Genomic DNA, 22761 nt, shown 5'->3' with positions numbered 1-22761 from the left:
GGCATCAGTTCGTCACGTATCCAACATCATTTTAGGCCCGATATTCCCTATTACACAGACTTACATCAGAAATACTTCATGCAGCTGAATATCTTCAGTAACAGGCAGCGTCGTTTTGGCTACATTCCCGGTTAAAATACTTTCCATACAAAAATAAACATGTAATCCGGCCAGCGTATCAACGCCCAGTTTATTCATCAGACTGCGTTTATGGCGGCTGACTGTTTTATTGCAAATACCCAGTACACGGCCAATCAACTGGTGGTCATACCCTTTCAGCATCAGTTTCAGTACGGTATTTTCTGTTGGGCTCAACAACCCCATAGCCGATTCATGCCGCGCACTGCTCTTGCCCTTAATCGCCTGGCTGCCGGCTATTGCCAGAGAAGGTAAGGCGTTAACCACGCCAGATAGCTTGCTGCGAATCAGCTCCACCGACCAGGTACTGTCGATACAAATCAACCGGTTACCCAATAATTCCAGGTATTCTTTGCAACGAAATACCCCCATGTCAGTCGCGCTTACCATAATAACCAGCATGGACGGGTTATCATTAATATAACTGATTGTCTGGTGGGTTTTTTCTGAGTAAGACATCCCCACACTACAAACAAATACCGGAGTAGTGCACAGCTGAATATTCTGGGTAAGTTCCTGTAGCAGCGTTTTCACCCCATGGGCCGCCAGTGAACCATCATCAAATAAATTTAGCAACATAGAATGTATTAAGACCTTTCTCGAAGAATTATCCTAAAATTTATCACGAGCACTTTTTAACCCAAAAACGATAAATATTAATAAGCCTTATTAACTAAATTAATACACCCAAAAATCATATGAATAAGCATCATGATAATTGTTATATTTTTTCATTATTCAATAAATACTGGTGCGATATGCTTAGTAATAATTCATAGCAAAAATCACGCATTAAATAAGCCAGCTGGGATATGTGTATTTTTGTGCACGGCCATTCATACCAGGCTCGCCTGATTCAGGGAGCACACCAAACAGCAACATCATAAGACACGAATTAACCAATTGATTAAGAACAAAAAATGCAAATAAGCCAGTCACATATATTTTCTAAGGAGTACATTTTTCCAGGCTGGTTACTGCCATCTGCGCCTCCCGGAGCAACGGTCTGTAACCTGTACAATGGCATAAATATAAAGAAGAAAGAAATGCAACACGGTGCTATACCTTGTTATTGAGCAGTGGCGGCAAATAACTGATACGAAAAAACCGGGTGCTTTTCCCTGGTGGGAAGGGCGTGACTTAACCCTATTCAGGCTCTGGTATGATCAAACAATTCTATTATCTGGTAGTGCTTATCGCGGTTCTAATGCTGATGCATTCTATCTGGACGCTTATGATACTGCGCGTCAAACCCGGTGATAAAAAACATACTCCCCGCGAGCTGTTACGGTTGTTTCTGGTACTGGTTTCCGTGTTATTAATCCACAGTCTGGAAGCCGGGATATTTGCTATTTTTTATACTGTTGAACACGCGCTGCCTAATTTTGAAACCGCCATGTACTTTTCCCTGACCAGCTATGCCACCGTCGGGTACGGTGATGTGCTGCTACCAATGGATTTCCGCCTGACAGGTGCCGCTGAAGGCCTGGCCGGAACACTGATGGTCAGTTGGACAGTAGCGGTGCTTATTCGGCTATTTCAGAAAACCGAATAAGCCCCTCCGGAAAATGAGCGTTAATGCCCTGCAGGCCGCATGATGCCAGCCAGCCACATCCCCACCAGCATCGCCAGGGCAAACAACACCCCTTTGATATAACCGGCCCCAACCAGAACCAGTGCCGGCCCTGGGCAAATCCCGGCAAGCCCCCAGCCCAGGCCAAAAATTGCCGCGCCGAAAAACAGGTCTTTATCCAGCGTGCGGCGGGTGGGTAACGAAACCGGCCCACCGCAAATCGCGGTTTTGCGCCGTTTTGCCATGCTAAAGCCCACAACCCCAACGGCAATGGCCCCGGCCATTACCAGAGCCAGCGAAGGGTCCCATGGGTGAGCCAGGTCGAGAAACCCCAGAACTTTTGCCGGGTTTGCCATACCACTGACCAGCAGCCCCAGGCCAAATACCAGGCCTGCAATAAACGAAACGATAATCCGCATCTCCCTTACCCCCGTAACCAGCCCAGTAATGTTGCCGTGGCAAAACCCACCGCCATAAACGTGAGTGTTGCAGCCAGTGAACGTGGTGAAAAACGCGATAACCCACAAACCCCATGGCCGCTGGTGCAGCCTGAACCTAACCGGGTCCCCACGCCCACCAGTAACCCGGCGATAAGAATAAGCGGTGTGGAGGCTGACAGGCTGATATCCGGCCGGGGGAAAAAGCTCAGGTACAGCACCGGCGCGCCAATTAACCCCAGCAGGAATGCAATTCGCCAGCCTTCAGCACGCGTTTCTCGCTGCAACATGCCACCAAGAATGCCGCTGATGCCAGCAATACGCCCACAAAACAGGATCAACACAATCGCCGCCAGGCCAATCAGCAACCCACCACTGAAACTGGCAACTGGCGTAAACTGCGCAAAATTAATTGTCATCTCTTGCTCCTCATTCCCCATCTTGCTGGACGGGGCAGTACAGGTCATACAGCGTAGTGAGTAGTGTTAAAACACGCTTATCTTCAATACGATAAAAAATTTGTTTCCCTTCCCTGCGGGTTTCTACCAGTTTGAGGCGGCGCATAACCCCCAGTTGCTGAGAAAGCGTAGGCTGGTGAATCCCCACGGCCTCTTCCAGTTGCGCCACACTGGCTTCGCCCTGGCTTAACTGGCACATCAACAGCAGCCGGTCGCTGTTCGATAAACCACGCAGAACATCTGCCGCGCCCTGAGCGGCAAGTTTCATCGCGTCATAAAAATCTTGCTGATCATGTTCTGGCATCATTGACATCCAACAATATATGATTTTATATAATATTATTAAGTATAGTGTAGTATTTCAGGCGCTGTCACGCTTTTTTCTGGTCACACGCACCAGGCTTAACCTCACCGATTACCCTGATTTTCGATGAGTGACAGGCGCATTGCCCGGCAGAACACGGGCAAACACCGGCCTGCCTGAGCAGGCTTTAAGAGAGGATATGATGAAAATTGTAATCGTTGGTGGTGTTGCCGGTGGTGCTTCGGCTGCGGCAAGGGCCAGGCGCCTGAGTGAAGATGCAGAAATTATCGTGCTGGAGCGTGGCGAATATGTTTCGTTCGCCAACTGCGGCCTGCCCTACCACATTGGCGGTGTCATTCCCGAGCGACAGTCGCTTATCCTGAAAACGCCGCAAGATTTCAAAACCAGGTTCAATATTGATGTGCGCGTGCGCCATGAAGTGCTCGCTATTGATCCGGAACAGAAATCCGTCACCGTGAAGAACCTCACAACCGGCGAAAATTACACCGAAACCTGGGATCGCTTATTGCTCAGCACAGGCGCTGCTCCAATTGTGCCGCCGTTACCAGGGCTGAACGAAACCGGTGTTTTTTCCCTGCGCAGTATCAATGATATGGACGCCATTATCGCCTGGATAAAACAACACGATGTTTCACATGCCACACTGGTGGGTGGTGGTTTTATTGGGTTAGAAGTGATGGAAGCACTGACAGAGCGTGGCATGAGCGTAACGCTACTGGAAATGGGCAACCAGGTGATGGCCCCGGTAGACCCGGAAATGGCCTCAGCACTTCACCAGGAAATACGTAACCACGGTGTTGACCTGCGCCTGAAAACCGCACTGAAGCAGGTTACGCGGGATGTCGCCGGGTTAAGCGTTGAGCTTTCCTCCGGGGAAAAATTACGCACCGGTATGGTGTTGCTGGCGATTGGCGTGAAGCCGGAAAGCCGCCTGGCAACAGACGCAGGGATTGCCACAGGTGAGCGTGGCGGTATCCGGGTTAATGCGCAAATGCAGACTTCGGTGCCAGGTATCTATGCCGTGGGCGATGCCGTTGAAACCCAGGATCTGGTGTTCCAGTCTCCCACATTAATTCCGCTGGCAGGCCCGGCAAACCGCCAGGGGCGCATCGCTGCAGACAACATGCTGATGAACCGGGGAAGCACTTATCGCGGCAGCCAGGGAACCGCCATCTGCAAAGTCTTCTCGCTAAGTATTGGCAGTTGTGGCGCGAATGAGAAACAACTGGCTGCACGCGGCCGCCGTTATGAAAAGGTGTACGTCCACAGTGCAGATCACGCCAGTTACTACCCAGGTGCTGCAATGATCAGCCTTAAACTGCTGTTTGATCCGCAAAATGGTACGATCCTCGGTGCTCAGGCCAGTGGGCAAAACGGGGTAGATAAACGCATTGATGTGCTGGCTGTCGCCCAGCGGGCAGGCATGAAAGTAGCCGACCTTGAACACCTGGAACTGACCTATGCCCCACCCTTTAACAGTGCGCGCGATGTAGTAAACCAGGCTGGGATGGTGGCAACCAACGTGCTGTTTGGTGACACAGCGATTTGCCATGCCAGCGACATTCAACAGCTTGACCCGGCAACCCAGTGCCTGCTGGATATCCGCAACCCCGGCGAACTGACGCAGTTTGGTGAGTACCCTAATGCGTTATCGATCCCGCTGGATACATTACGGGAAAATCTGGGCAGGCTGCCGAAAGACAAAGAGATCCTGATTGGCTGCCAAAGCGGGTTGCGCGGCCATGTTGCGTATCGCATTCTCACCGCACAAGGTTTCCGCGCCCGTAATCTGAGTGGCGGTTTTAAAACCTGGCAGGCCGTACTACAGGCAACTGAATAAATACCAGAGCCAGAGTGTAAAATTACTTCTTCACTCTGGCTATTTTCACTAAAAAATAACACATATGTTGACAAAAAAAATAAAACCCCTCATCCCCCAGAAAAAAATAATCCTATCCTTATTTAAAAATTCCTAATATTCATCATTACTATAAATACTAATTGATCACCATATAAAAATGATTATAAACTTCGCCGCGAATTTACCCTTTAATGCTACACAGGTTCATCCATACAACGGAGTCCTTTCACAGCATCATTTAACTATGATGGGTAAGCTCATCTCATTTAATTTAAGGATCCACGTCACTTAATAATATTATGGGAATCTGTGCGTTACTCCATAAAACTCAGTGACTGGGTTTCAAAAAAAATGAGTTCACACTTTATTGTTAATGTTTTCTATTTTAAAAGAGGTATTCATGAGTCACGCAATGGCATTCGCGACTGTCCTGGATATGCAGGCAGCAGAAAAAATCAATGGTGGCAGCAACATCTGGATTGACAAAGACGGTGTGCGCTGGAAAGAAGGCCCGTATGGTCTGTGCTACTGGCGCCAAAGTGCAGCAGCACCTGCATCAAATGGCTGGTACCGTGATGATGGAATCAATAAAGACGGTACCGCGAAACGTTGTGACGAGAAGTAATTAAGTCATTCCCTCCGTTATTTATCGGGATTATTGAAAAATAACGGAGGGTATATAAACATGCCAATAGTTTAACCATGAAAAAAACACTTTCTTTATTATTAAATAAAAAACACCTGCTTGTTTTGATGGTGGCTATACTACTTTTATTGCCGCTATTCTATCTTTCCTCCACCAGCGAGAAATCCTATTTACAGCAAACAGGTATTGTTGATTATGGTGATATTGAAAGTTATATATTAGCCACCGGGGTACTTAAGCCCTCAGAGCAGGTCAGTGTCGGTGCTCAGGTAAATGGCCAGTTACATAAATTACATGTTAAAGAAGGGGAAAAAGTCACTCGTGGGCAATTACTGGCAGAAATAGACCCAACACTACAACAAAGCGAAGTCAACCGCGCCCGTGCAGAGCTAGAAAATGCACTGATCCAAAGGGAAATAGCCCAATTAAATGTTGACCAGGCATTACGTGAGTTAAACCGCCAGAACCAGATGGCGAAAGATGGCGCAGCCATTCCCAGTGAACAGGAAAACGCACAGCTCCAGTATGACATCAATCAGGCCCAGCTTAAGGCGAACAGTATTCAAATTGACCAGGCTCGTTTATCGGTAGAAACCGCGGAGGCCAATCTTGCTTATACCAAAATTACAGCCCCGATTGATGGTGAGGTACTCGGCATTCTGACTCAGGAAGGGCAAACCATTGTCTCATCCCAGTCTGCGCCCACCATTATGATCCTCGCCAATCTGGATAACATGAGTATCCATACACGTATTTCAGAAGCAGACATTCTGAAAGTACGGCAAGGCCAGCCACTGTGGTTCTATATCATTGCCGCACCAGAACACCGTTACGACAGCCAGTTAGGCACCATTCAACAGGCACCGGATGATTTGCTGAAGGAAACCGGCAATGGGAATAGCTCAGCCCTGAACACCTCTGCGGTTTATTACAACGGTGTTTTCAATATTGCCAACCCCGACAGGCAACTCAAACCCGCCATGACGGCACAGATTTTTATTATCACAGCGCAGGTAAAACAAGTATTGCGCCTGCCACTCCAGGCGGTTCTGCGACCTGGCAACGAAAATGGCCAGTACTGGGTACAGGTTAAAGACGCCAGCCAGGTTACTGAGCGGTTAGTTACCACCGGTATCAGTAATCATGAATATGTTGAAATTATTTCCGGGTTGAATGCAGGTGAAACCATCATGCTGGGTGAGAACGCACATGCACTCCGCTAATTCCCCTTATATTTCCCTGAACCGGGTTTCACACCAGTTTGCCAACGGGCAGGAAACAGTGTGCGCACTCAACAACATTACTCTGGAAATCACCCGGGGTGAGTTTGTTGCAATCGTTGGCCCTTCCGGATCAGGGAAATCGACATTAATGAACATCATTGGTTGCCTGGACACACCCAGTGCAGGTGAGCGCATTATTGCCGGTACGCCAACACAACAACTCTCTGCGGAAGCGCTGTCCACTTTTCGGGGCAACCATATTGGATTTGTCTTTCAGCGTTATCACTTACTGCCTTATTTAAATGCGCTGGAAAATGTCTGTATTCCGGCAAGTTATACCGGAATGGCAGCCTCTGAGCGTAAACAGCGGGCCGCTCACCTGCTCAATGAACTGAACCTGGGCGACCGCCTTGCTTTCCGCCCAAATCAGCTATCTGGTGGGCAACAACAACGTGTCAGTATCGCGCGGGCTCTGATGAATGGCGCTGACATTATTTTGGCTGACGAGCCTACAGGAGCACTGGACAGTACCACCGGCCAGGATGTTATGTCACTACTCCATACCCTGAATCAGGCGGGTCATACCATTATTGTTGTCACGCATGACCCGGAGATTGCCGCGCAGGCACACCGGGTTATCACCCTGCATGATGGTCATATTATTAGTGACATCCCGGCCAGCGATACCCAATGTCCTTCTGCCCCGTTACCGCCAACCACCATGGCATGCCAGCCACCTCATTTTTGGCGCAGTCTCGCCGATGCAATACAAACCGCCTGGCGTGCTCTGACAGGTCATAAAGTCCGGGCGTTGTTGTCCATGCTTGGCATCATCATTGGAATTGCGTCGGTTATTGCTTCTGTGGCTATCGGGGAAGGTGCGCATCAGCGCATTATGGCGGATATCAGCCAGCTCGATCACCAGGCCATTGAAATTCGCCCGGGCCTGGGCTGGGCCACATCAAACCGCGATTTCGATAATGCACTCAGCCGGGCTGATCTTGAGGCACTGAAATCACTGCCATTCATAGAAAGGCTATCCCCGGTCGTCAGTACCAGCGCTACAGCCAGCTGGTTTACTCACTATGCTGATGCCACAATAACCGGTGTCAGTCATGATTTTCTGCACAACCAGACTTTTATCGAAGGGCAACCATTTTACGCTCACCAGGTCACCACCAGCGAAGCAATTGCTGTTATCGAATCACGGCTGGCTGATGCGCTGTTTACCAACGGAATCAATCCAACCGGGCAAATTATCCATATTTCAGGTGTGCCTTTTCGTATCAGCGGAGTGGTGCGCAACGTCGAATCCCGCTTTGGCGGCAACACCTCATTGCGTATCTGGATCCCCTGGACAGCCTTTATGCAGCGCTTAACGGGCGACACTCCTTTCCAGTCGATTCAGGTCAGTGTCACTGCCAGCCTGCCACTGGAGCAGGTCCGGGCCACGCTGGAAAACCACCTTGAGCAGGCCCACGGGCAACGGGACTTTTTTACTGTTACCAATGACAGTCTGGAAGAAATGGTAAAAAACGTATCCCGTTCAATGACCTTACTGACCACCGCTATTTCTGCAATTTCTCTGCTGGTTGGTGGTGTTGGTGTCATGAATATCATGCTGGTTTCTGTCACGGAAAGGATCCATGAAATTGGCCTGCGCTTATCCGTAGGTGCTCGCCCCAGCGATATCAAACGCCAGTTTCTGATTGAAGCTATGGTCATCTGTTTACTGGGAGGGATAGCAGGTATTGCCAGCGTCATGCTACTGGGAGTGTTGTTCTCCCTGGTGACCACTCAGTTCACCCTTGTATTCACCTTCACACCGGTTATCCTGGCCTGCGCCTTTTCCGCACTGGTCGGTCTGGGGTTCGGTTATTTCCCGGCCCGGAATGCAGCACGCATGAACCCGGTTACCGCACTGGCGCATCAATAATGTTAAGACTGATTACACTTCTGCTACTGCTGCCAGCCCTGAGTGGATGCGGAGCCTGGCTCAGGCACAACGCGGCTCCGGCAGAGATTTCTCTGCCACCCAACTGGCGTGCCAGTAACACGGGTGTAGGTTACCTTGAAAATAATGAAAACTGGTGGCATGCCTTTGGCGACCCACAACTCTCCGGGCTGATTGCTCAGGTTTTGACACACAACAGTGACCTGGTGATTGCCGGTTTACAACTGCGCCAGTCCCGCCTTGGCACACAACTGGTTAATACCAATCTGACTCCTGATGTCGGCGCATCGGCCAGCGCCAGTAACAGTCGGCAATTACAGTCAAATACCCCCTCTGTAGAGAGCTACAGCGCTGGCTTTTCTCTGAGTTACGAACTGGATCTCTGGGGCAAACTGGCTCGTACCCGGGAACAGAGCCACTGGAGCAGCGAAGCCAGTGCTGAAGACCTGCAAAACACCATACTGATGCTGATCGGCACCACCGCACAACACTACTGGAATATTGCCCGGCTCAATCAACTTATCACGCTGCACAATACCCGGTTACACCTCGCAGAACGCACCGGCCAACTGGTCGAAACCAAATATCAGGCAGGTGCAGCGGGTGAACGTGACCGCTTAACCAACCAGCAAACGCTATTGGCGCAACGCCACCAGTTACGCACGCTGGGTGAACAGTTGGAAAATGCCCGTAATGCACTGGCACTTATCTACAACCAACCCCACCTGAACCGTGCTCCGGAAATAGACGCGCTGGACACCGGGCAGAACATTGGTGTCCCTCTGGCTCTGCCAGTCGAAGTCATTGCCCGCCGCCCGGATGTGCGCGCTGCCGAGTGGCGCTTACGCGCAACTCTGGCGGGTAACGATGTCGCCCGGCTTAGCTTTTTCCCTTCGCTGACTCTCGGTGCCAGTCTGAATGCCGGGCATACACTATTCAGCCAGTGGTTCAGCAACCAGAGTCTGGCACAAAGCCTCACTACCAGCCTGCCATTCCTCCAGTGGCGTACCGTACAACTGACCATTGCCCAGTCAGAACTGGAGGTTAAACAGGCGGAAGAAAGCTTCCGCAAGCAGGTTCTCAGTGCCCTGGTCGAGGTTGAAGATGCTCTGGCACAACGTGAGACCAGCCATATTCAGCGCGAAAATCAGCGCACTACGCTCGCTATCAGCCAGCAACTACTGGTACTGACCCAGTCACAGTACAACGCCGGTCAGGTGGCATTGCAGGTGTTACTCGATGCTCAGGACAACGTTTTAAACCAGCAAATATCACTGATTGAAAGTCAGTACAGCTACCTCACGGCATCCATGAAACTGTGGCAGGCCATTGGGGGTGGAGAAACCCGGTACACTGGAGAAGAGGAATCATGAATAAAACGGAATTAAAACGCGTTGTAGTCACCGGTTATGGTGCAGTGACTCCATTGGGGTTATCAGCCAGCACAAGCTGGGAAGCCATCATGAATTACCAAACCGGTTACCGGCTGGTGGATAAAAAAACTGCAGGGATTGAATCCGCCTTTTTTGGGCTGGTCGACCAGGAACCAGCATTAAAAAACGTCCCTTCCGCCATCCGCCGCCGCTTGCCGCGTTTTGCCCGCCTGGCAGTCAGTGCAGCCCAGGAAGCCATGGCAATGGCTTTTGGTGAACAATCGCTGGCACAATCACATGATCCTTTATCTTGTGGGGTGATCATTGGTAGTGGCTGGGCCGGTATTGACGATGCTTACGCTAACTATGCAGGCTACCAGCAAGCGGGCGCGGGTTCAGCATTCAGTTGTTTTCATGCCATGCCCAGTGTGGCAACCAGCGCCTGTAGTATGTTGTGGGGGTTACGTGGCTACCAGAACACGCCTGTCGCCGCCTGCGCCACCGGCACCATCGCCATTGGTGATGCATTCGAACAAATCCGTACTGGCCGTATGTCGATGATGCTGGCGGGTGGCAGTGAATCTCTGCTTTCTGATGCTTCTGTCTGGATGATAGACATTCTGCAGGCGCTGACACATGAAACGCAGGATATTACCAAAGCCTGTTGCCCATTCAGCCTGGACAGATCCGGTTTTGTGTTATCGGAAGGTGCTGCCATATTGTGCCTGGAAGAGCGTGAAACGGCACTGGCGCGCGGGGCGCAGATTCTTGGGGAAATCAAAGGCTATGGTAACTATTCAGATGCTTTCGACTTTACTGCACCAGCTCCGGACAAACGCGCACGCATTGCAGCCATGCAGCAGGCAATAGCACAGTCAGGCCTTAGCCCACATGATATCGGCTATATCAATGCCCACGGCACATCCACACCACTCAATGACCTGAACGAAACAGAATCCATTCACCAGGTGTTTGGCGACAAGGCATCTCAGATCCCTGTATCCAGTACCAAATCCTACAGCGGGCATTTAATTGCTGCGGCTGGCAGTTTTGAAACCATTGTCTGCCTGCAGGCGCTGCAGCATGAAGTACTGCCAGCAACACTTCACCTGAAACGAGCAGACCCGGCATGCGACCTGGATTACATACCGGAAGGCCACCGGTACTGCCGTGTCGACAACACACTGAATCTGAGCTTCGGCTTCGGTGGTGCAAACGCAGCGCTGATTATCGGGCGGGCATAATGAACACCTGTTGTTTTACCCGCCAGCAAAACCAAAGCTGGGCTCATTTTTCCGGTGATTATAACGCCATCCATTTTGAGCTGGCCGCTGCGCAAAAAGCAGGCCAGCCAGCGCTGTTAGTACATGGTATGCGTGTCATACTGGATTTGCAGCAGCGTATGAGTGTTCCGGCACCAGGTCTGCAGAACGCTTTACTGCAATTTTCGGCCCGGCTGCGGGCACCTGTTTTGTGCGATGCGCTGTATCAGATTGAGGCTGAGCACGGGAAAGCGCGCCTGATTCACCTGGAAAGCGGCGAAAAGTGTCTCCAGAGCCGCCTGAGCTTTGCCAACAAGGTTTCTGCACCTTCCCCGGTTTTCCGCCAGGAAATACCAAAATCACAACTGGCGGCCTTACAGCATGAATGGCCTCGAGATTTATCTTGCCAGCCATGGGCATTTATTGCCGGTGTGTTGTTTCGCCAGCAATTACACACTCCCTGGCATTTCCCTTTTTTGACTGACACCCCGCAAGGCCTGCCAGCACCGTTAACCCGCTTATTCAGCACTGCGACGGTAGTGCACACACACCAGGACATCACCTTTCCTGCCCGGCTGTGCACGGGTGAATTGCCATTACACTCAGGCCTGCAACTCATATCAGACCACCCGCTGCTCATGGGCTCTGCGCAATCCGGGTGGGTTATCCAGAACACGCTTCACGCCACCCAGCAAGGTGAGCTGGCAATGCAAATACGCACCACACTGAAAGCCACCACATCCACATAAGGAATTGATAAAAATGGAAATGACAACCCAGCTGTATACCGCTATACGCGCCACTATTGCTGATGCCAAAGATATGGAGATTGAGCAGATCCACCCGGAAACCACACTGAGTGCATTGCAACTCGATAGCCTGGATTATGTGGAGTTAATGGTCCTTGCCAAACGCGACTTCAAGAAAAATATCAATATAGACACCATTGCTGCATCACCAGATATGTCACTGGCAACGCTGTGCCAACTGGTCGCAGATGCTCCAAATACCGGAGGTACAGCGTAATATGTCCAGTTCATGGGTGTTAATTACCGGCGGCAACCGGGGGATTGGGCATGCACTGGTCACAGAAATGTTGTCCTGCGCCCCGGTTATCGCGACATCCCGCCGGGGCAATCCACCGGGTAATCCACCAACCGGAAAACACTGGGTCAAGTATGTTGCTTGTGATGGCAGCCATCAGCCTGCTGTTGATGCTCTGGCTCCGGAATTACTGGCAAAATATGGTGCGCCTGCTGCCATTATTCACAACGCCGGGATAACCATGGATAACCTGCATATCCGCCAGTCAGGTGAGCAATGGCGCCAGGTAATGGAAACCAACCTGAATGCCATTTTCTACTGGAACCGGCACCTGATCCCCGCAATGATGGCTGAAAGGCAGGGAGCCATCCTGCTGATGTCTTCTGTCAGTGGCCTCAAAGGCAATATAGGGCAAAGTGCCTATGGTGCCAGTAAAGCCGCACTGGTCGGTCTGGCAAAATCTCTGGCGCTGGAAGTCGCTCGTTTTGGGATTCGGGTAAATTGCCTGGCTCCCGGTGTCATTGACAGCGAGATGACCCGAGCCCTTCCCCCACAAGCGATGAAACAACTGCTCGCCGGTATTCCTTTGCGCCGGGCTGGCTCTGCGGAAGAAGTCGCCCGCGTAGCCCGCTTCATGATTAGCGATGACAGTCAGTATATGACCGGGCAGACGCTAGTGCTGGATGGCGGTATGAGCGCCTGAAGTTGCAGAGTGATATTCAGCACAATGCGGTTATCCCGGTGGAAGACTACGCGGGAGTACAGGCTGGTTCTGTCCTGGGGTATACGGGGCATTGATGCCACACTCCGCCAGTGGCATCAGGCCAGCCTGGTCAATGGAATGAAAAAGAGAGAAATAAAGTGACCTTATTTGAGCGCTGGCTCATGTTGGCTGCCAGTACAACCCGGCACACCACCACGCGCCTGTGGGCATCCGTTAAACGGAAGGCTGACTGGCGAAAGTGGCTATTTTCCCACCTGGATTACCGTGTAATTATCCGGTTTACCCGTTTTATGCCAGCCATGGTGGCTGCCAAAGGACCATGCCATCAGGGGTTTGAGCAAACGCATCGCCATATTTTAGGGCGGGCAAACCCCACCCGCTACCGCGATTGCATAATACGCCAGAAAGTACTGCGCAACAGCCTGGTTTATGGCAACCCGGCATTGATGAAGCAACTGGCCCAATGTGCCAGCAAAATTCGCCAGTTTATTGATGGCCAGGCGTTGCCCTGCCTCCCTATTTTTGCACCGATGCACACAGTGTCAGATGTACTGGCCGGGGCACTACCCGGGTTTGTCACCGGGAAACCCATTACGGTGGTGTCAGTCCATGATGATATTGGCTCATCTGTCCACACTCAGCAAAACAACACTTTTGGCCTGGCTCTGGAGCAATTTGACCCGGGTAAGTTACAGGGTGATAACGGAACCACGCTGGCCAGTCTGGTCGAGAGGTTGCTCGATCAACAAACCAGCCTGGTCATTTTCCCCGATGCCTTACCAGAATGCACCACTCGCCTGGCAGGGCGCGCGATGAGCACCCAGACCATGATGTTATTTGGCAAAACAGCCGCCATCCATACAGGCCTTGCGACTTTCAGCCGGGTCGTGAAACACCCGGTGCTGTTTTATTGCCTGTTTATCAACGGACAAAATGAACTGGACGTGGATATTCTGGATTACACGGCATACCGCGAACTTCACGGAAAACTGCCCGCCATTATTGAACATGCCATACAGAAATACAGCCACGAATGGCTGCTCTGGCATTACACCTCATTTTTCTATTTCCATTCTTAATTGCCAGGACAAATCGATGAAGAAAAAAAAGCTGCATGCCCCTGAGATGGTATTTCAGGGAGAAATTGCTGAATGCGGCCTGGCCTGCATCACCATGTTATTAAATACTCTGGGAACAACCACTTCACTGGCCGGGTTACGCCAGCGCTGGCCAGTTTCACAGGCAGGCGCTTCACTGGCCACACTGGTGAATATTCTTGGTGATTATGGGCATACTGCGTGGCCGGTCACTTTCAATGTGCAGGATATCAATAAGCTCCCGGTTCCCTGTATTTTGCATTATGGTGGCAACCATTATGTCTACGTCTACAGCCGCCATGGGAAATATTTCCAGGTGCTTAACCCGGCAACAGGTTGCTTTATGTTATCCGGAGAAGAGCTGGCAGCCTCTGCCACCGGCTATGCAGTGATTCTGGAAGAATGCGTATACCACAACACAGCAACCAGTGGCGCGATCGCTCCCTCACAAAGCTGGCTGAGCACGCTGAAATTTCCTGGCATGGTAAAGCGGTGTGGTGGTGGTGTTGTTCTGGCATTATTTGGTTTTGTACTGCCCATATTATTCGCTTCTGTGGCTGGCAACCATACCCTTATAGAACAACAGGGTGGTAACAGCGTATTTCTGGGAATTTTGGCGCTGTTTGGTTTTGTCTCACTACTACAATACTCTCTTGGCCGTTGGGGGCTTTACGCTGCGTTAAACGCCGCACAAAAATACAGCCCTTATATTTTTGGCAAGCTATTCAAAAAAAACACCGACTACTTTGAAAAGCGCCCACTGGGAGATATCAGGCAACGATTTTCGTCAATTAACAGCACGATATTACAGCGTGAACAAACACTGAATGGCAAATACTGTGCGTTATTTATTGCTGTTGTCACTCTGGCAATCATGGCTGTGCTCCATATTTGGCTGATGTTGTTCTCCCTGGCCACCATGTTCATTTATGGCATTGCCAGTTATTACTTCGCCCATATAAAAAAGAACCTGACCCAGCAGCTTGAAGAAAGCGGTGCCATTATGGAGTCATTCACGCTGGAGGCCATTAAAGGTGTGCTGGCTATCCGCGCGGGAGACCTGCGGGAAAAAATGGTGGTGCGCTATAACGATATACACCGCTACACATTGGGGTATTTTGAGAAGCTGAGCCTGGTCGATTTACGCCAGACCACCTGTTTTTCTATTCTGGGTAATATTGATACCGTACTGTTCCTGTGGATAGCCTTTTACAGTATCAATAATCTGGGTCTGGCTTACACCACGGTAATTGCATTCTATTTCTTTCGCAAAATAGCGCTGGACAACGTCTCACAATTTTATCAGGCGTGTGTGGCGCTGAAACTGCAAAAAGTAGCGGATGAGCGCATCAAAGACATGCTCAATTATCAGGAGATAGACGATACCGCAGCACCAGCCAGTTTCACCACCGGGTTCCAGATACATAATCTTGCTTTTGGCTACGATGCCCGGCAACCGGTTTTGGATAATGTGGCACTGGCGGTCAACAAAGGGGATAAGGTGGCTCTTACCGGGGTATCCGGTAGCGGTAAAAGCACACTCCTGAAAGTTATGGCTGGTTTGTATCCCACCAAACGCGGTACGTTTTACCTGGATAACACTCCGGTGGACACCTCCGCGTTAAATACGCTGTATGCCAACATGTACTATCTGCCTCAGGAGCCACTGATTTTCGAAGGTACACTCTATGAGAACCTTGTCTGGTACAGCGGTAACCAGGCCGATGAAAACACCTGTCGGGCACTGCTCGAACAACTGGGGTTACTGGCTGTCATTGATGCCCTGCCCTGCGGTTTAGCCACTCGCATGTCATCCAGTAACACCTTATTTTCCTCGGGCCAGTTACAGCGCCTGATGGTATGCCGTGCGCTGTTATCTGCGAAACCCATTCTGCTGCTGGATGAACCCACAGCCAATCTTGATGCTACATCTGCTGAGCTGATGTTCAGCACCTTACTGAGTAGTGATAAAACACTGCTGATTGCTACCCATGACAACTCAGCGCTGGCTAACTTTGACCAGGTTTTACAGGTCAGTGATGGCCGCCTGTCTGCTGCCCAACAATATTGATACAACGCCAGCCTCAGGCAAAATTATGAATTTACTGAGGCTGGCGATAAAAAACTGCCTGCCAACACGTTATTACGCCATACTCTCTGCACTAAACCGGAGAACAGTTATGGTGACACACTCACTTTCCCGCGCCACCCGCTATACCGCGCTCCCCTTACTGGCGTTGGCAGTGCTTACTGCGGCGATTTTACTGCACGCTCACTGGGGCGCATTTTTGCAATGGTGCCTGGCTGTGCAAATCTCGCTTCACCGCTACCTGGTGATGTACTTGCTGCAACTGAATAATCACCAGTATTCAGGCGGGATATGGCTTCTGGTGGGTTCATTTATGTACGGTGTGCTGCACGCCATTGGCCCGGGGCATGGCAAATTTATCGTCACCACCTGGATTACCACCCACCAGGAAAACACAGCAATCACGCGGATTGTCCCGTTTGTTGGCAGCCTGTTACAGGGAGTCAGCGCGATTCTGTTTGTGTTTATTCTGGCGGTAGGGTTTAACCTGGCATCTGGCTCGCTGAGCGAAAGCCGCTGGTATATTGAGAAAATCAGCGCGGTATTTATTGGCCTGTTCGGTCTGTGGGTGATTTTCCAGGCACTGAAAAGCCTGCAACCCCGCAAGCTAACTATTCGGCGTATCCAGCCTGCCCTTGCTACAGCCCACACACACCATGAAAGCTGTGGCTGCGCACATCACCATATTTCTGCCGTGCCACTGGCTCAGGCCAGTTGGAAAACCCGGCTGGGTGTGATGTTTACTATCGGTGCCCGCCCTTGTAGCGGAGCCATTATGATCCTGATGTTCGCCAACGCACTGGGCATTGTGACCTGGGGAATTGCCGCGGTCATGACCATGGCGCTGGGTACCGGTTTATCCATTATGGGGCTCTCTCTGGCAGTGCGCTACGCACGGGAGAAAACACTGGCAATGTTTGGTGGCAATACCGCCAGCCGCCAGTGGCTGTTGCCCTGTATCCGGGTGCTGGGTGGAATAATACTGGTGCTGTTCGCCACGGTACTGTTTTTAACGGTTATTCCCGTCAGTGCCAATGGCGATTATATTGCTGCCGGGTGTTAATGTTGTGGCGGGCCTGGGCTGCCCGCCACAGGTTATTTTTTCTTTTGTGACACATTAATTCCGGCGTCCGGTGCCAGGCGGGTGATATCCCATAAGCCAATGGCAGTGAGCACGCCAATCACCACAAAGCCCAGGCGAAACGCCATCCCCGGTTGGTGTGCAACATTTTCTGGCAACCAGGATGTCAGCAGGCTTCCCGCACGAATACTCAGTGCACCCAGCGTAACACCCAGCCCACTCGCCAGTTGCAAAGAGGTACTGAACAGGGTGTTTGCCCCACTCATTTCCTGGGCTGGTACTTCAGCAAATGCCAGCGAACTGATGCCAGTAAATTGCATTGAGCGGCTGAGCCCGCCCCAGAACAGCATCACCAGGGTGAGAATACGCGGCGAATCAGGGGTTAACAGCGCACAAACCAGCAGCGACAGGACACACAACACCCCATTGCCCAGCAACAGTTTTCGAAACCCAAAATAGCGAATCAGTGGCGTGGTGGCGGGTTTCATAGCCAGGTTACCGGCAAACACGGCCAGCACCAGCGAACCGGCGTGAAAGGCATCCATGCCAAACCCAACCTGGAACATCAACGGCAACATAAAGGGCGCGGAACTGATAGTCGCCCGCAGTACAAAACCGCCACGCATGGTGACACGAAACGACGGCACACGTAGCGTGCGCAGTTGTACCAGTGGGGCTGAGCTGCGCAATAAATGGCGTACCGCCCAGGCGAGAAACACCAGCCCCATTACCAGTAACCCGGCCCCGTACCAGGGATTTTCATTTTGCTGGCTGAACACTTCCAGCCCGGCAACCAGGCACAGCATTGACAGGCCCACGGAGAAAAAACCCTGGGTATCGAATGGCTGTTTCTCCACCGGTTTCTGGTTGCTCATCATCTTTAATGAACAGGCAATCGCTGCCAGCCCAAAAGGAACATTGAGAAAGAAAATCCAGTGCCAGCTGGCGTAAGTGGTAATAAAGCCGCCAATGGGCGGCCCCAAAATAGGCGCAACTAATGCCGGCCAGGTAAGAGTGGCAATGGCGGTAATCAGTTGATCTTTGGGTGTGGTGCGTAATACCACCAACCTGCCAACCGGCACCATCATGGCTCCGCCAATCCCCTGGATAATACGCATCACCACAAACTCAGTGACGTTTTGCGTTAACCCGCAAATCAGAGAAGAGAGGGTAAAAATCAGCAGCGCGGTGCTGAACACCGTACGGGCGCCAAACCGCTCTGCCACCCAGCCACTGGCCGGGATCAGTACCGCCAGTGTCAAAAGGTAGGCGCTGATACCAATATTTAAATCTACTGCGGTCACCCCAAAGGCTTTTGCCATATCGGGCAACGCAGTGGCGATAACCGTGCCGTCGAGAAACTCCATGAAGAATGCGCTGGCCACTAACAATGCGAGGCCAGAAATCGCCCGACGTTTTTTTTCCGGTTGCGTGCTGTTGTCGGTCGAAGAATCAGAAATTGCCATTGTGGCTTCCCCTTTGCCTGGCCCCATCTGGCTATTGGTATGATAAATTAATTACATGTTATACCAGAATGAATTACAGAAATGCCTGTTCTCAGGGGAGATACTGTCTTAATCAACAAGAAAGAATTAACACATTTTGAGAAGCAGTAAGGTAAAAAAAGCAGTGGCTGGCGCGGACACTGCTTTTTTAGAGCAGAGAAACCACCGTAACAGGTAGCTTCTTTTAAAACTGATTGATTATGCTCCCAGAACCCGGCGCACACAGGCCTTGAAGACATCCACGCCAATATCCAGCGCACTGCGGTCAAAGTGCATATCCGGGTGATGCAAACCCGGCTTCAGGTTGGCTCCCAATCCCCAGAACCCGCCTTTAATGGCCGGGCGCTGTACCAGATAATGGAAGAAGTCTTCGCTGCCTGGTGTAGTTTTCGGCTCAGTCAGGCCTTCATCGCCCAGCACTTCACGGATGGCTTCGCTAACCAGTGCGGTGGCGTCATCGTCGATAACCGCAGCAGGCATCTCTTTGAGAATAGTGGTTGCCACGGTTGCGCCAAAGGCCTGCGCACTGTGAGCAATCGCCCGTTCCACCTGAGCTTTCAGCTCGGTCATGCCTTCGTTATCTGCCGAACGCAGATCCCAGCAAACCCGGGCCTCTGCAGGAATCGAGTTGGTTACACCGGCATCACTGAGAAAACGTGTGGCTTTCACGCTGAAAGTCAGTGAAGGCGATAAATGAATACCATTAACTGCCTGCACAGCATTAGCAGCAGCATCCAGCGCGTTAATCCCTAAGTGCGGGCGTGCTGCATGAGCTGCTTTACCGGTAAATACGGCTTCAATAGTAGAAGACGCAGAGTAGTACATCGCCGGAACAGCTTTGCCCATCGGGCATTCTTCAATTGGCCGCAAGTGGAAGCCCAGCAGCATATCCACGTCATCCAGCACGCCCGCATCAACCAGCGCCAGCGCCCCGGTACCCAGCTCTTCCGCAGGCTGAAACAAAAATTTTAACCGGCCTTTTTTTACCAGCCCTTGCTGAATCACTTCCTGCGCGGTAGTCAGTACCACTGATGAGTGCCCATCATGCCCACAGGTGTGGCGGGCAACATGCTGGCCATCAATAATATGGCCCAGCGCATCCATATCTGCGCGCAATGCCAGAACCGGGCCTGGTTCACCGCTGTCCAGTTCGGCGACAATCCCTGTGGTGCCATTCACATGGCGGGTAACCTGGTAGCCAGCCGCTTCCAGTTTTTCCGCAATGTATGCGGAAGTTTGGTGTTCTTCAAAACCCAGTTCAGGAATTTCATGCAATACCCTGAAATGCTCAATTGTACGGGACACGTCTTACTCCTTTTGATTATTGCAGGTGCGGGCTGCGGCTTTTCCTGGCAGCCCTTAACAACACAAACTCAGGAAAATGCGCGCATAAACAGCATGGCTATCAATGCGTTGGCAATACTTACCACCATCAATAACGGCCAGTATTTTTTCGGCACGTCCGCAACACCCAGCAGGCGCCCCATATACTGAAGCTGGGACCCCATCAGGAAGATAGCCGGTGCCAGAATGGTGATTTGCCCGGCATCCAGCGTGCCTTTACTTAACAGGCTGACCGCCACACCTGTCCCTGCCGAAGAAGACAACCAGGCCGTTAACAGGACAGTAATCGCCTCGCCGGGCAGCCCAAACAACCCCATCAGTGGCGCACACACATGGCCTATCATCTGCATCACACCCAGTAAGTTGAGCATTTCGGCAATGACATAGGCCATCAGCACATTTGGCATCAGGTTATTAATGGCAATATTGAAACCTTTACGTGCGCCAATAACGAAAATATCAAACGGGTTACTGGGTGCTTTCACTGAGTTACTCATTGGCGAAGTCCTTCTTATAAACGGTATTCAAAGCCAGACGCACTACCGCCGCGCCAACGAATTTCATCACAAACATTAATACCAGCGGAATAATTATGGGTGTGGTTAATGAGGCAAACATGGCTGAACCAATAGAAAAATAGTTATTAATCAAGCCAGCACCGGAATATTGCCATGCACCCATAATCACCACATCTTTACGGGTAATTCTTTCGCTGTCATAAAGCTCTTTACTTAATGCCGCACCCGCATCGGTACTTTGTAAATCCGTGATTAATGCCAGCCCCGTATAACCGGGTAACCCCAACAAAGGTTTCAGTAAAGGGGTAAGGAGTTTATGCGCAGCGCGAATAGCGCCATAGTGAGTGAAAATCTCCAGCAAACCGAGCGCTAACATGACTGTCGGCACCAGTGACAGCGCAAACAGGAAGCCCGCCTTAGCACTTATGCCACCGCTACCAAGAAAGGTATTCGCTTCCGACTTCATGGTGCCAAACTTACCGCCCAGCGTGGTAAAATCAAAGGCGCCCAACCAGTTCATCCCGTCCACTTTATAAAAAAAGCCGGAGAAAACCAGCAATACAATAATCAGCGACAGCCAGGCTCCAGGGCCAACTTTCCATTCGCTGTGTGCTTCTCCTGATGGATTTTCCAGGGTTTTATTTTCGCTCATATTAATTTCTCTTCTCAAAGCTCCGGAACGTATTGGATGTTATGTCAGTTGTGTTTGCAGGCTTTTTTATTTTAACACTACCCCGATATAAGCAGGATGTGTGCCTGTTTGGTGTTTTTTAACTATTGTTTTTATTTTTTATACGGAAACCCCATGCCAATGTGTTTATTTAGCATGCAAGCTCCCCACTCTTTATTTTATAAAGAGTTCCCTGGTGTTGTAGCGAGTAAAACTTATTATTTCCCGGCAAGTGCCGCTGAACAGAATAACCGAATCCGGATAAACGCCCTGGTTTGGTGCAATTCTGTTTTACTGTTTCATGGCATCCACCGTTTGAACAAAAAAACATCACAAGACCATAAATTCGATTATTACGAAGCCAGACAGGAATATGAATGCCAGTTAATGGATGATATTGTTGCTCTGTAAGCAACAGTCAATCATGAAAGGCCCGGATATGTTCCATGAAAAGCAGGTAAGTTATCTGTATGAAGTTGGTATTCAGGGTGGAATCCGCCGCGCTGCAGATATTCTTGGCGTGAATCCTTCTGTTATCAGCCGGCAAATTAGTCAGCTCGAACGCCGCCTGCAACTCCCGCTTCTGGAACGTCGCGGCCGTACAGTTATTCTCACTGAAGCCGGGAAACTGCTTGCAGAAGACTATTTTGAAAGCCGCCAGCGCCGGGAAAAGCTGGAAAACCACTTACGGGATTTGCGCCATATGCGCGGTGGGTCTGTTTCCGTGCGGATTGGTGGCGGGCTGATTAATGTGTTTATTCATGAGGTGATGACCCAGTTTGCCGAGTCCTGGCCACAGGTGTTTGTGGAAATCAGTGTCGCCAGTATGCAGGAAATGCTGAACGATATTGTCCAGGGTGAAGCGGATATGGCTGTCGCCTTTGGGCCCATTGGCAGCCCGGAGCTGAAGCGCCACAGTTTCCGTTGGGGGCCAATCTGCGCAGTAATGGCACCGGGCCATGAGCTGGCCTGCCTTGAGCGGGTCACTATTGAACAACTGGCAGAGCAGCGGTTAATTGCACTGACGGAAAGCTTTGGCCTGCAGCGCCATATGAATGCCATGTTCCAGAGCAAAGGGCTGACCTTTTCCCCGGCATACCGTTGTAACCTGTTCTCTACCGCCAAAGGGATGAGCCAGGCAGGTTTAGGGATTTCATTTATGAGCCGCTTTGCCGCCAGCGCACTGATTGAGCAAGGGAAACTGGTTGCCATCCCGGTGGACCACCCCATCGCCAGTAGCGCCCAGTGCCATTTGCTGCGCAACTCTGACCGCCGCTTTACCCCGGCCGCGCACCATATGTGGCGTTTATTACTCAATGCATTTAACGATGCGGAAAGCGCACTTCCGGCCTGACTCACAACAATTGTTATTTTTTTGCACCACAACAAAGCAACACGAGACATGCCTGTCTTAACAAAAATCAATACCCAGGAGAAGA

23 protein-coding genes are annotated in these 22761 nt (G+C 51.0%); 15 read left to right on the top strand and 8 right to left on the bottom strand.

Annotated features, from left to right (window positions below; all coding sequences use genetic code 11):
* Positions 1-60 precede the first annotated feature (60 nt).
* Positions 61-717: a helix-turn-helix domain-containing protein gene (locus DES37_RS16150; RefSeq protein ID WP_110026759.1), complete on the bottom strand. Its 657-nt coding sequence runs from the start codon at positions 715-717 to the stop codon at positions 61-63.
* 583 nt (positions 718-1300) lie between these two features.
* Here DES37_RS16150 and DES37_RS16145 point away from each other — a divergent pair.
* Positions 1301-1693: a potassium channel family protein gene (locus DES37_RS16145; protein WP_110026758.1), complete on the top strand. Its 393-nt coding sequence runs from the start codon at positions 1301-1303 to the stop codon at positions 1691-1693.
* Positions 1694-1713: 20 nt separating this feature from the next.
* On the opposite strand, the gene DES37_RS16140 is transcribed toward DES37_RS16145, so the two are convergent.
* The 3 genes from DES37_RS16140 to DES37_RS16130 are packed head-to-tail and all read right to left on the bottom strand — an operon-like array spanning position 1714 to position 2910.
* Positions 1714-2130: a DUF6691 family protein gene (locus tag DES37_RS16140; RefSeq protein ID WP_110026756.1), complete on the bottom strand. Its 417-nt coding sequence runs from the start codon at positions 2128-2130 to the stop codon at positions 1714-1716.
* 5 nt (positions 2131-2135) lie between these two features.
* Positions 2136-2567 carry a YeeE/YedE family protein gene (locus tag DES37_RS16135; RefSeq protein WP_110026754.1) on the bottom strand — a complete coding sequence of 144 codons (432 nt, stop codon included), beginning with the start codon at positions 2565-2567 and terminating at the stop codon, positions 2136-2138.
* A 10-nt stretch (positions 2568-2577) separates the two neighbouring features.
* A complete protein-coding gene (locus DES37_RS16130) occupies positions 2578-2910 on the bottom strand; it encodes an ArsR/SmtB family transcription factor (RefSeq protein ID WP_036103236.1) in 333 nt (110 codons plus the stop codon).
* A gap of 202 nt (positions 2911-3112) precedes the next feature.
* On the opposite strand from DES37_RS16130, the gene DES37_RS16125 reads away from it, so the two are divergent.
* The 12 genes from DES37_RS16125 (at position 3113) to DES37_RS16075 (ending at position 17267) form a co-directional block, all read left to right on the top strand.
* The gene (locus DES37_RS16125; RefSeq protein WP_110026828.1) at positions 3113-4771 is read left to right on the top strand and encodes an FAD-dependent oxidoreductase; all 1659 of its coding nucleotides are present in this window, start codon (positions 3113-3115) and stop codon (positions 4769-4771) included.
* Between the two features lie 421 nt (positions 4772-5192).
* Positions 5193-5417, top strand: a complete 225-nt coding sequence (locus DES37_RS16120; protein ID WP_146211525.1) for a hypothetical protein — start codon at positions 5193-5195, stop codon at positions 5415-5417.
* Between the two features lie 77 nt (positions 5418-5494).
* A complete protein-coding gene (locus DES37_RS16115; protein ID WP_110026751.1) occupies positions 5495-6661 on the top strand; it encodes an efflux RND transporter periplasmic adaptor subunit in 1167 nt (388 codons plus the stop codon).
* Entirely contained in the window at positions 6648-8597 is a 1950-nt protein-coding gene (locus DES37_RS16110; protein WP_110026749.1) for an ABC transporter permease, read from the top strand. The genes DES37_RS16115 and DES37_RS16110 overlap by 14 nt, the downstream gene beginning before the upstream one ends.
* A complete protein-coding gene (locus tag DES37_RS16105; RefSeq protein ID WP_110026747.1) occupies positions 8597-9988 on the top strand; it encodes an efflux transporter outer membrane subunit in 1392 nt (463 codons plus the stop codon). Before DES37_RS16110 ends, DES37_RS16105 begins: the two co-directional genes overlap by 1 nt.
* Positions 9985-11232: a beta-ketoacyl-[acyl-carrier-protein] synthase family protein gene (locus DES37_RS16100; RefSeq protein ID WP_110026746.1), complete on the top strand. Its 1248-nt coding sequence runs from the start codon at positions 9985-9987 to the stop codon at positions 11230-11232. Before DES37_RS16105 ends, DES37_RS16100 begins: the two co-directional genes overlap by 4 nt.
* Entirely contained in the window at positions 11232-11999 is a 768-nt protein-coding gene (locus DES37_RS16095; protein WP_170123783.1) for a MaoC family dehydratase, read from the top strand. The genes DES37_RS16100 and DES37_RS16095 overlap by 1 nt, the downstream gene beginning before the upstream one ends.
* A 13-nt stretch (positions 12000-12012) precedes the next feature.
* Positions 12013-12276, top strand: coding sequence for an acyl carrier protein (locus DES37_RS16090; protein ID WP_110026743.1), 264 nt, complete (start codon positions 12013-12015; stop codon positions 12274-12276).
* Between the two features lies 1 nt (position 12277).
* Positions 12278-12997: an SDR family oxidoreductase gene (locus DES37_RS16085; protein WP_110026741.1), complete on the top strand. Its 720-nt coding sequence runs from the start codon at positions 12278-12280 to the stop codon at positions 12995-12997.
* A gap of 158 nt (positions 12998-13155) precedes the next feature.
* Positions 13156-14097 carry a hypothetical protein gene (locus DES37_RS25660; RefSeq protein WP_170123782.1) on the top strand — a complete coding sequence of 314 codons (942 nt, stop codon included), beginning with the start codon at positions 13156-13158 and terminating at the stop codon, positions 14095-14097.
* A gap of 16 nt (positions 14098-14113) precedes the next feature.
* The gene (locus tag DES37_RS16080; protein ID WP_170123781.1) at positions 14114-16186 is read left to right on the top strand and encodes a peptidase domain-containing ABC transporter; all 2073 of its coding nucleotides are present in this window, start codon (positions 14114-14116) and stop codon (positions 16184-16186) included.
* A 109-nt stretch (positions 16187-16295) separates the two neighbouring features.
* The gene (locus DES37_RS16075; protein ID WP_110026826.1) at positions 16296-17267 is read left to right on the top strand and encodes a nickel/cobalt transporter; all 972 of its coding nucleotides are present in this window, start codon (positions 16296-16298) and stop codon (positions 17265-17267) included.
* 32 nt (positions 17268-17299) lie between these two features.
* Here the strand turns inward: DES37_RS16075 and DES37_RS16070 are convergent, their stop codons facing one another.
* From DES37_RS16070 to DES37_RS16055, 4 genes are all read right to left on the bottom strand, one after another.
* Entirely contained in the window at positions 17300-18751 is a 1452-nt protein-coding gene (locus tag DES37_RS16070) for an MFS transporter (RefSeq protein ID WP_036103532.1), read from the bottom strand.
* Positions 18752-18988: 237 nt separating this feature from the next.
* Positions 18989-20095: an amidohydrolase gene (locus DES37_RS16065; protein WP_110026738.1), complete on the bottom strand. Its 1107-nt coding sequence runs from the start codon at positions 20093-20095 to the stop codon at positions 18989-18991.
* A 68-nt stretch (positions 20096-20163) separates the two neighbouring features.
* Entirely contained in the window at positions 20164-20631 is a 468-nt protein-coding gene (locus DES37_RS16060) for a YjiG family protein (RefSeq protein WP_036103306.1), read from the bottom strand.
* Complete coding sequence (locus DES37_RS16055) at positions 20624-21304, bottom strand: nucleoside recognition domain-containing protein (protein WP_036103308.1); 681 nt, start codon at positions 21302-21304, stop codon at positions 20624-20626. Before DES37_RS16055 ends, DES37_RS16060 begins: the two co-directional genes overlap by 8 nt.
* Before the next feature lie 153 nt (positions 21305-21457).
* Here DES37_RS16055 and DES37_RS16050 point away from each other — a divergent pair, with 153 nt between their 5' ends.
* Together DES37_RS16050 and DES37_RS16045 are read left to right on the top strand one after the other, a co-directional pair.
* Entirely contained in the window at positions 21458-21733 is a 276-nt protein-coding gene (locus DES37_RS16050) for a hypothetical protein (RefSeq protein WP_036103312.1), read from the top strand.
* 28 nt (positions 21734-21761) lie between these two features.
* Positions 21762-22676 (top strand): LysR family transcriptional regulator, encoded by a 915-nt coding sequence (locus DES37_RS16045; RefSeq protein ID WP_110026825.1) that lies wholly within the window; start codon positions 21762-21764, stop codon positions 22674-22676.
* The last annotated feature ends 85 nt before the right edge of the window (positions 22677-22761 follow it).

The sequence above is a fragment of the Mangrovibacter plantisponsor genome (genome assembly GCF_003182475.1).
GTDB lineage: Bacteria > Pseudomonadota > Gammaproteobacteria > Enterobacterales > Enterobacteriaceae > Mangrovibacter > Mangrovibacter plantisponsor.
The sequence above is the reverse complement of the archived record's forward strand: the minus strand, read 5'-3'. Positions and strand labels throughout refer to the sequence as shown.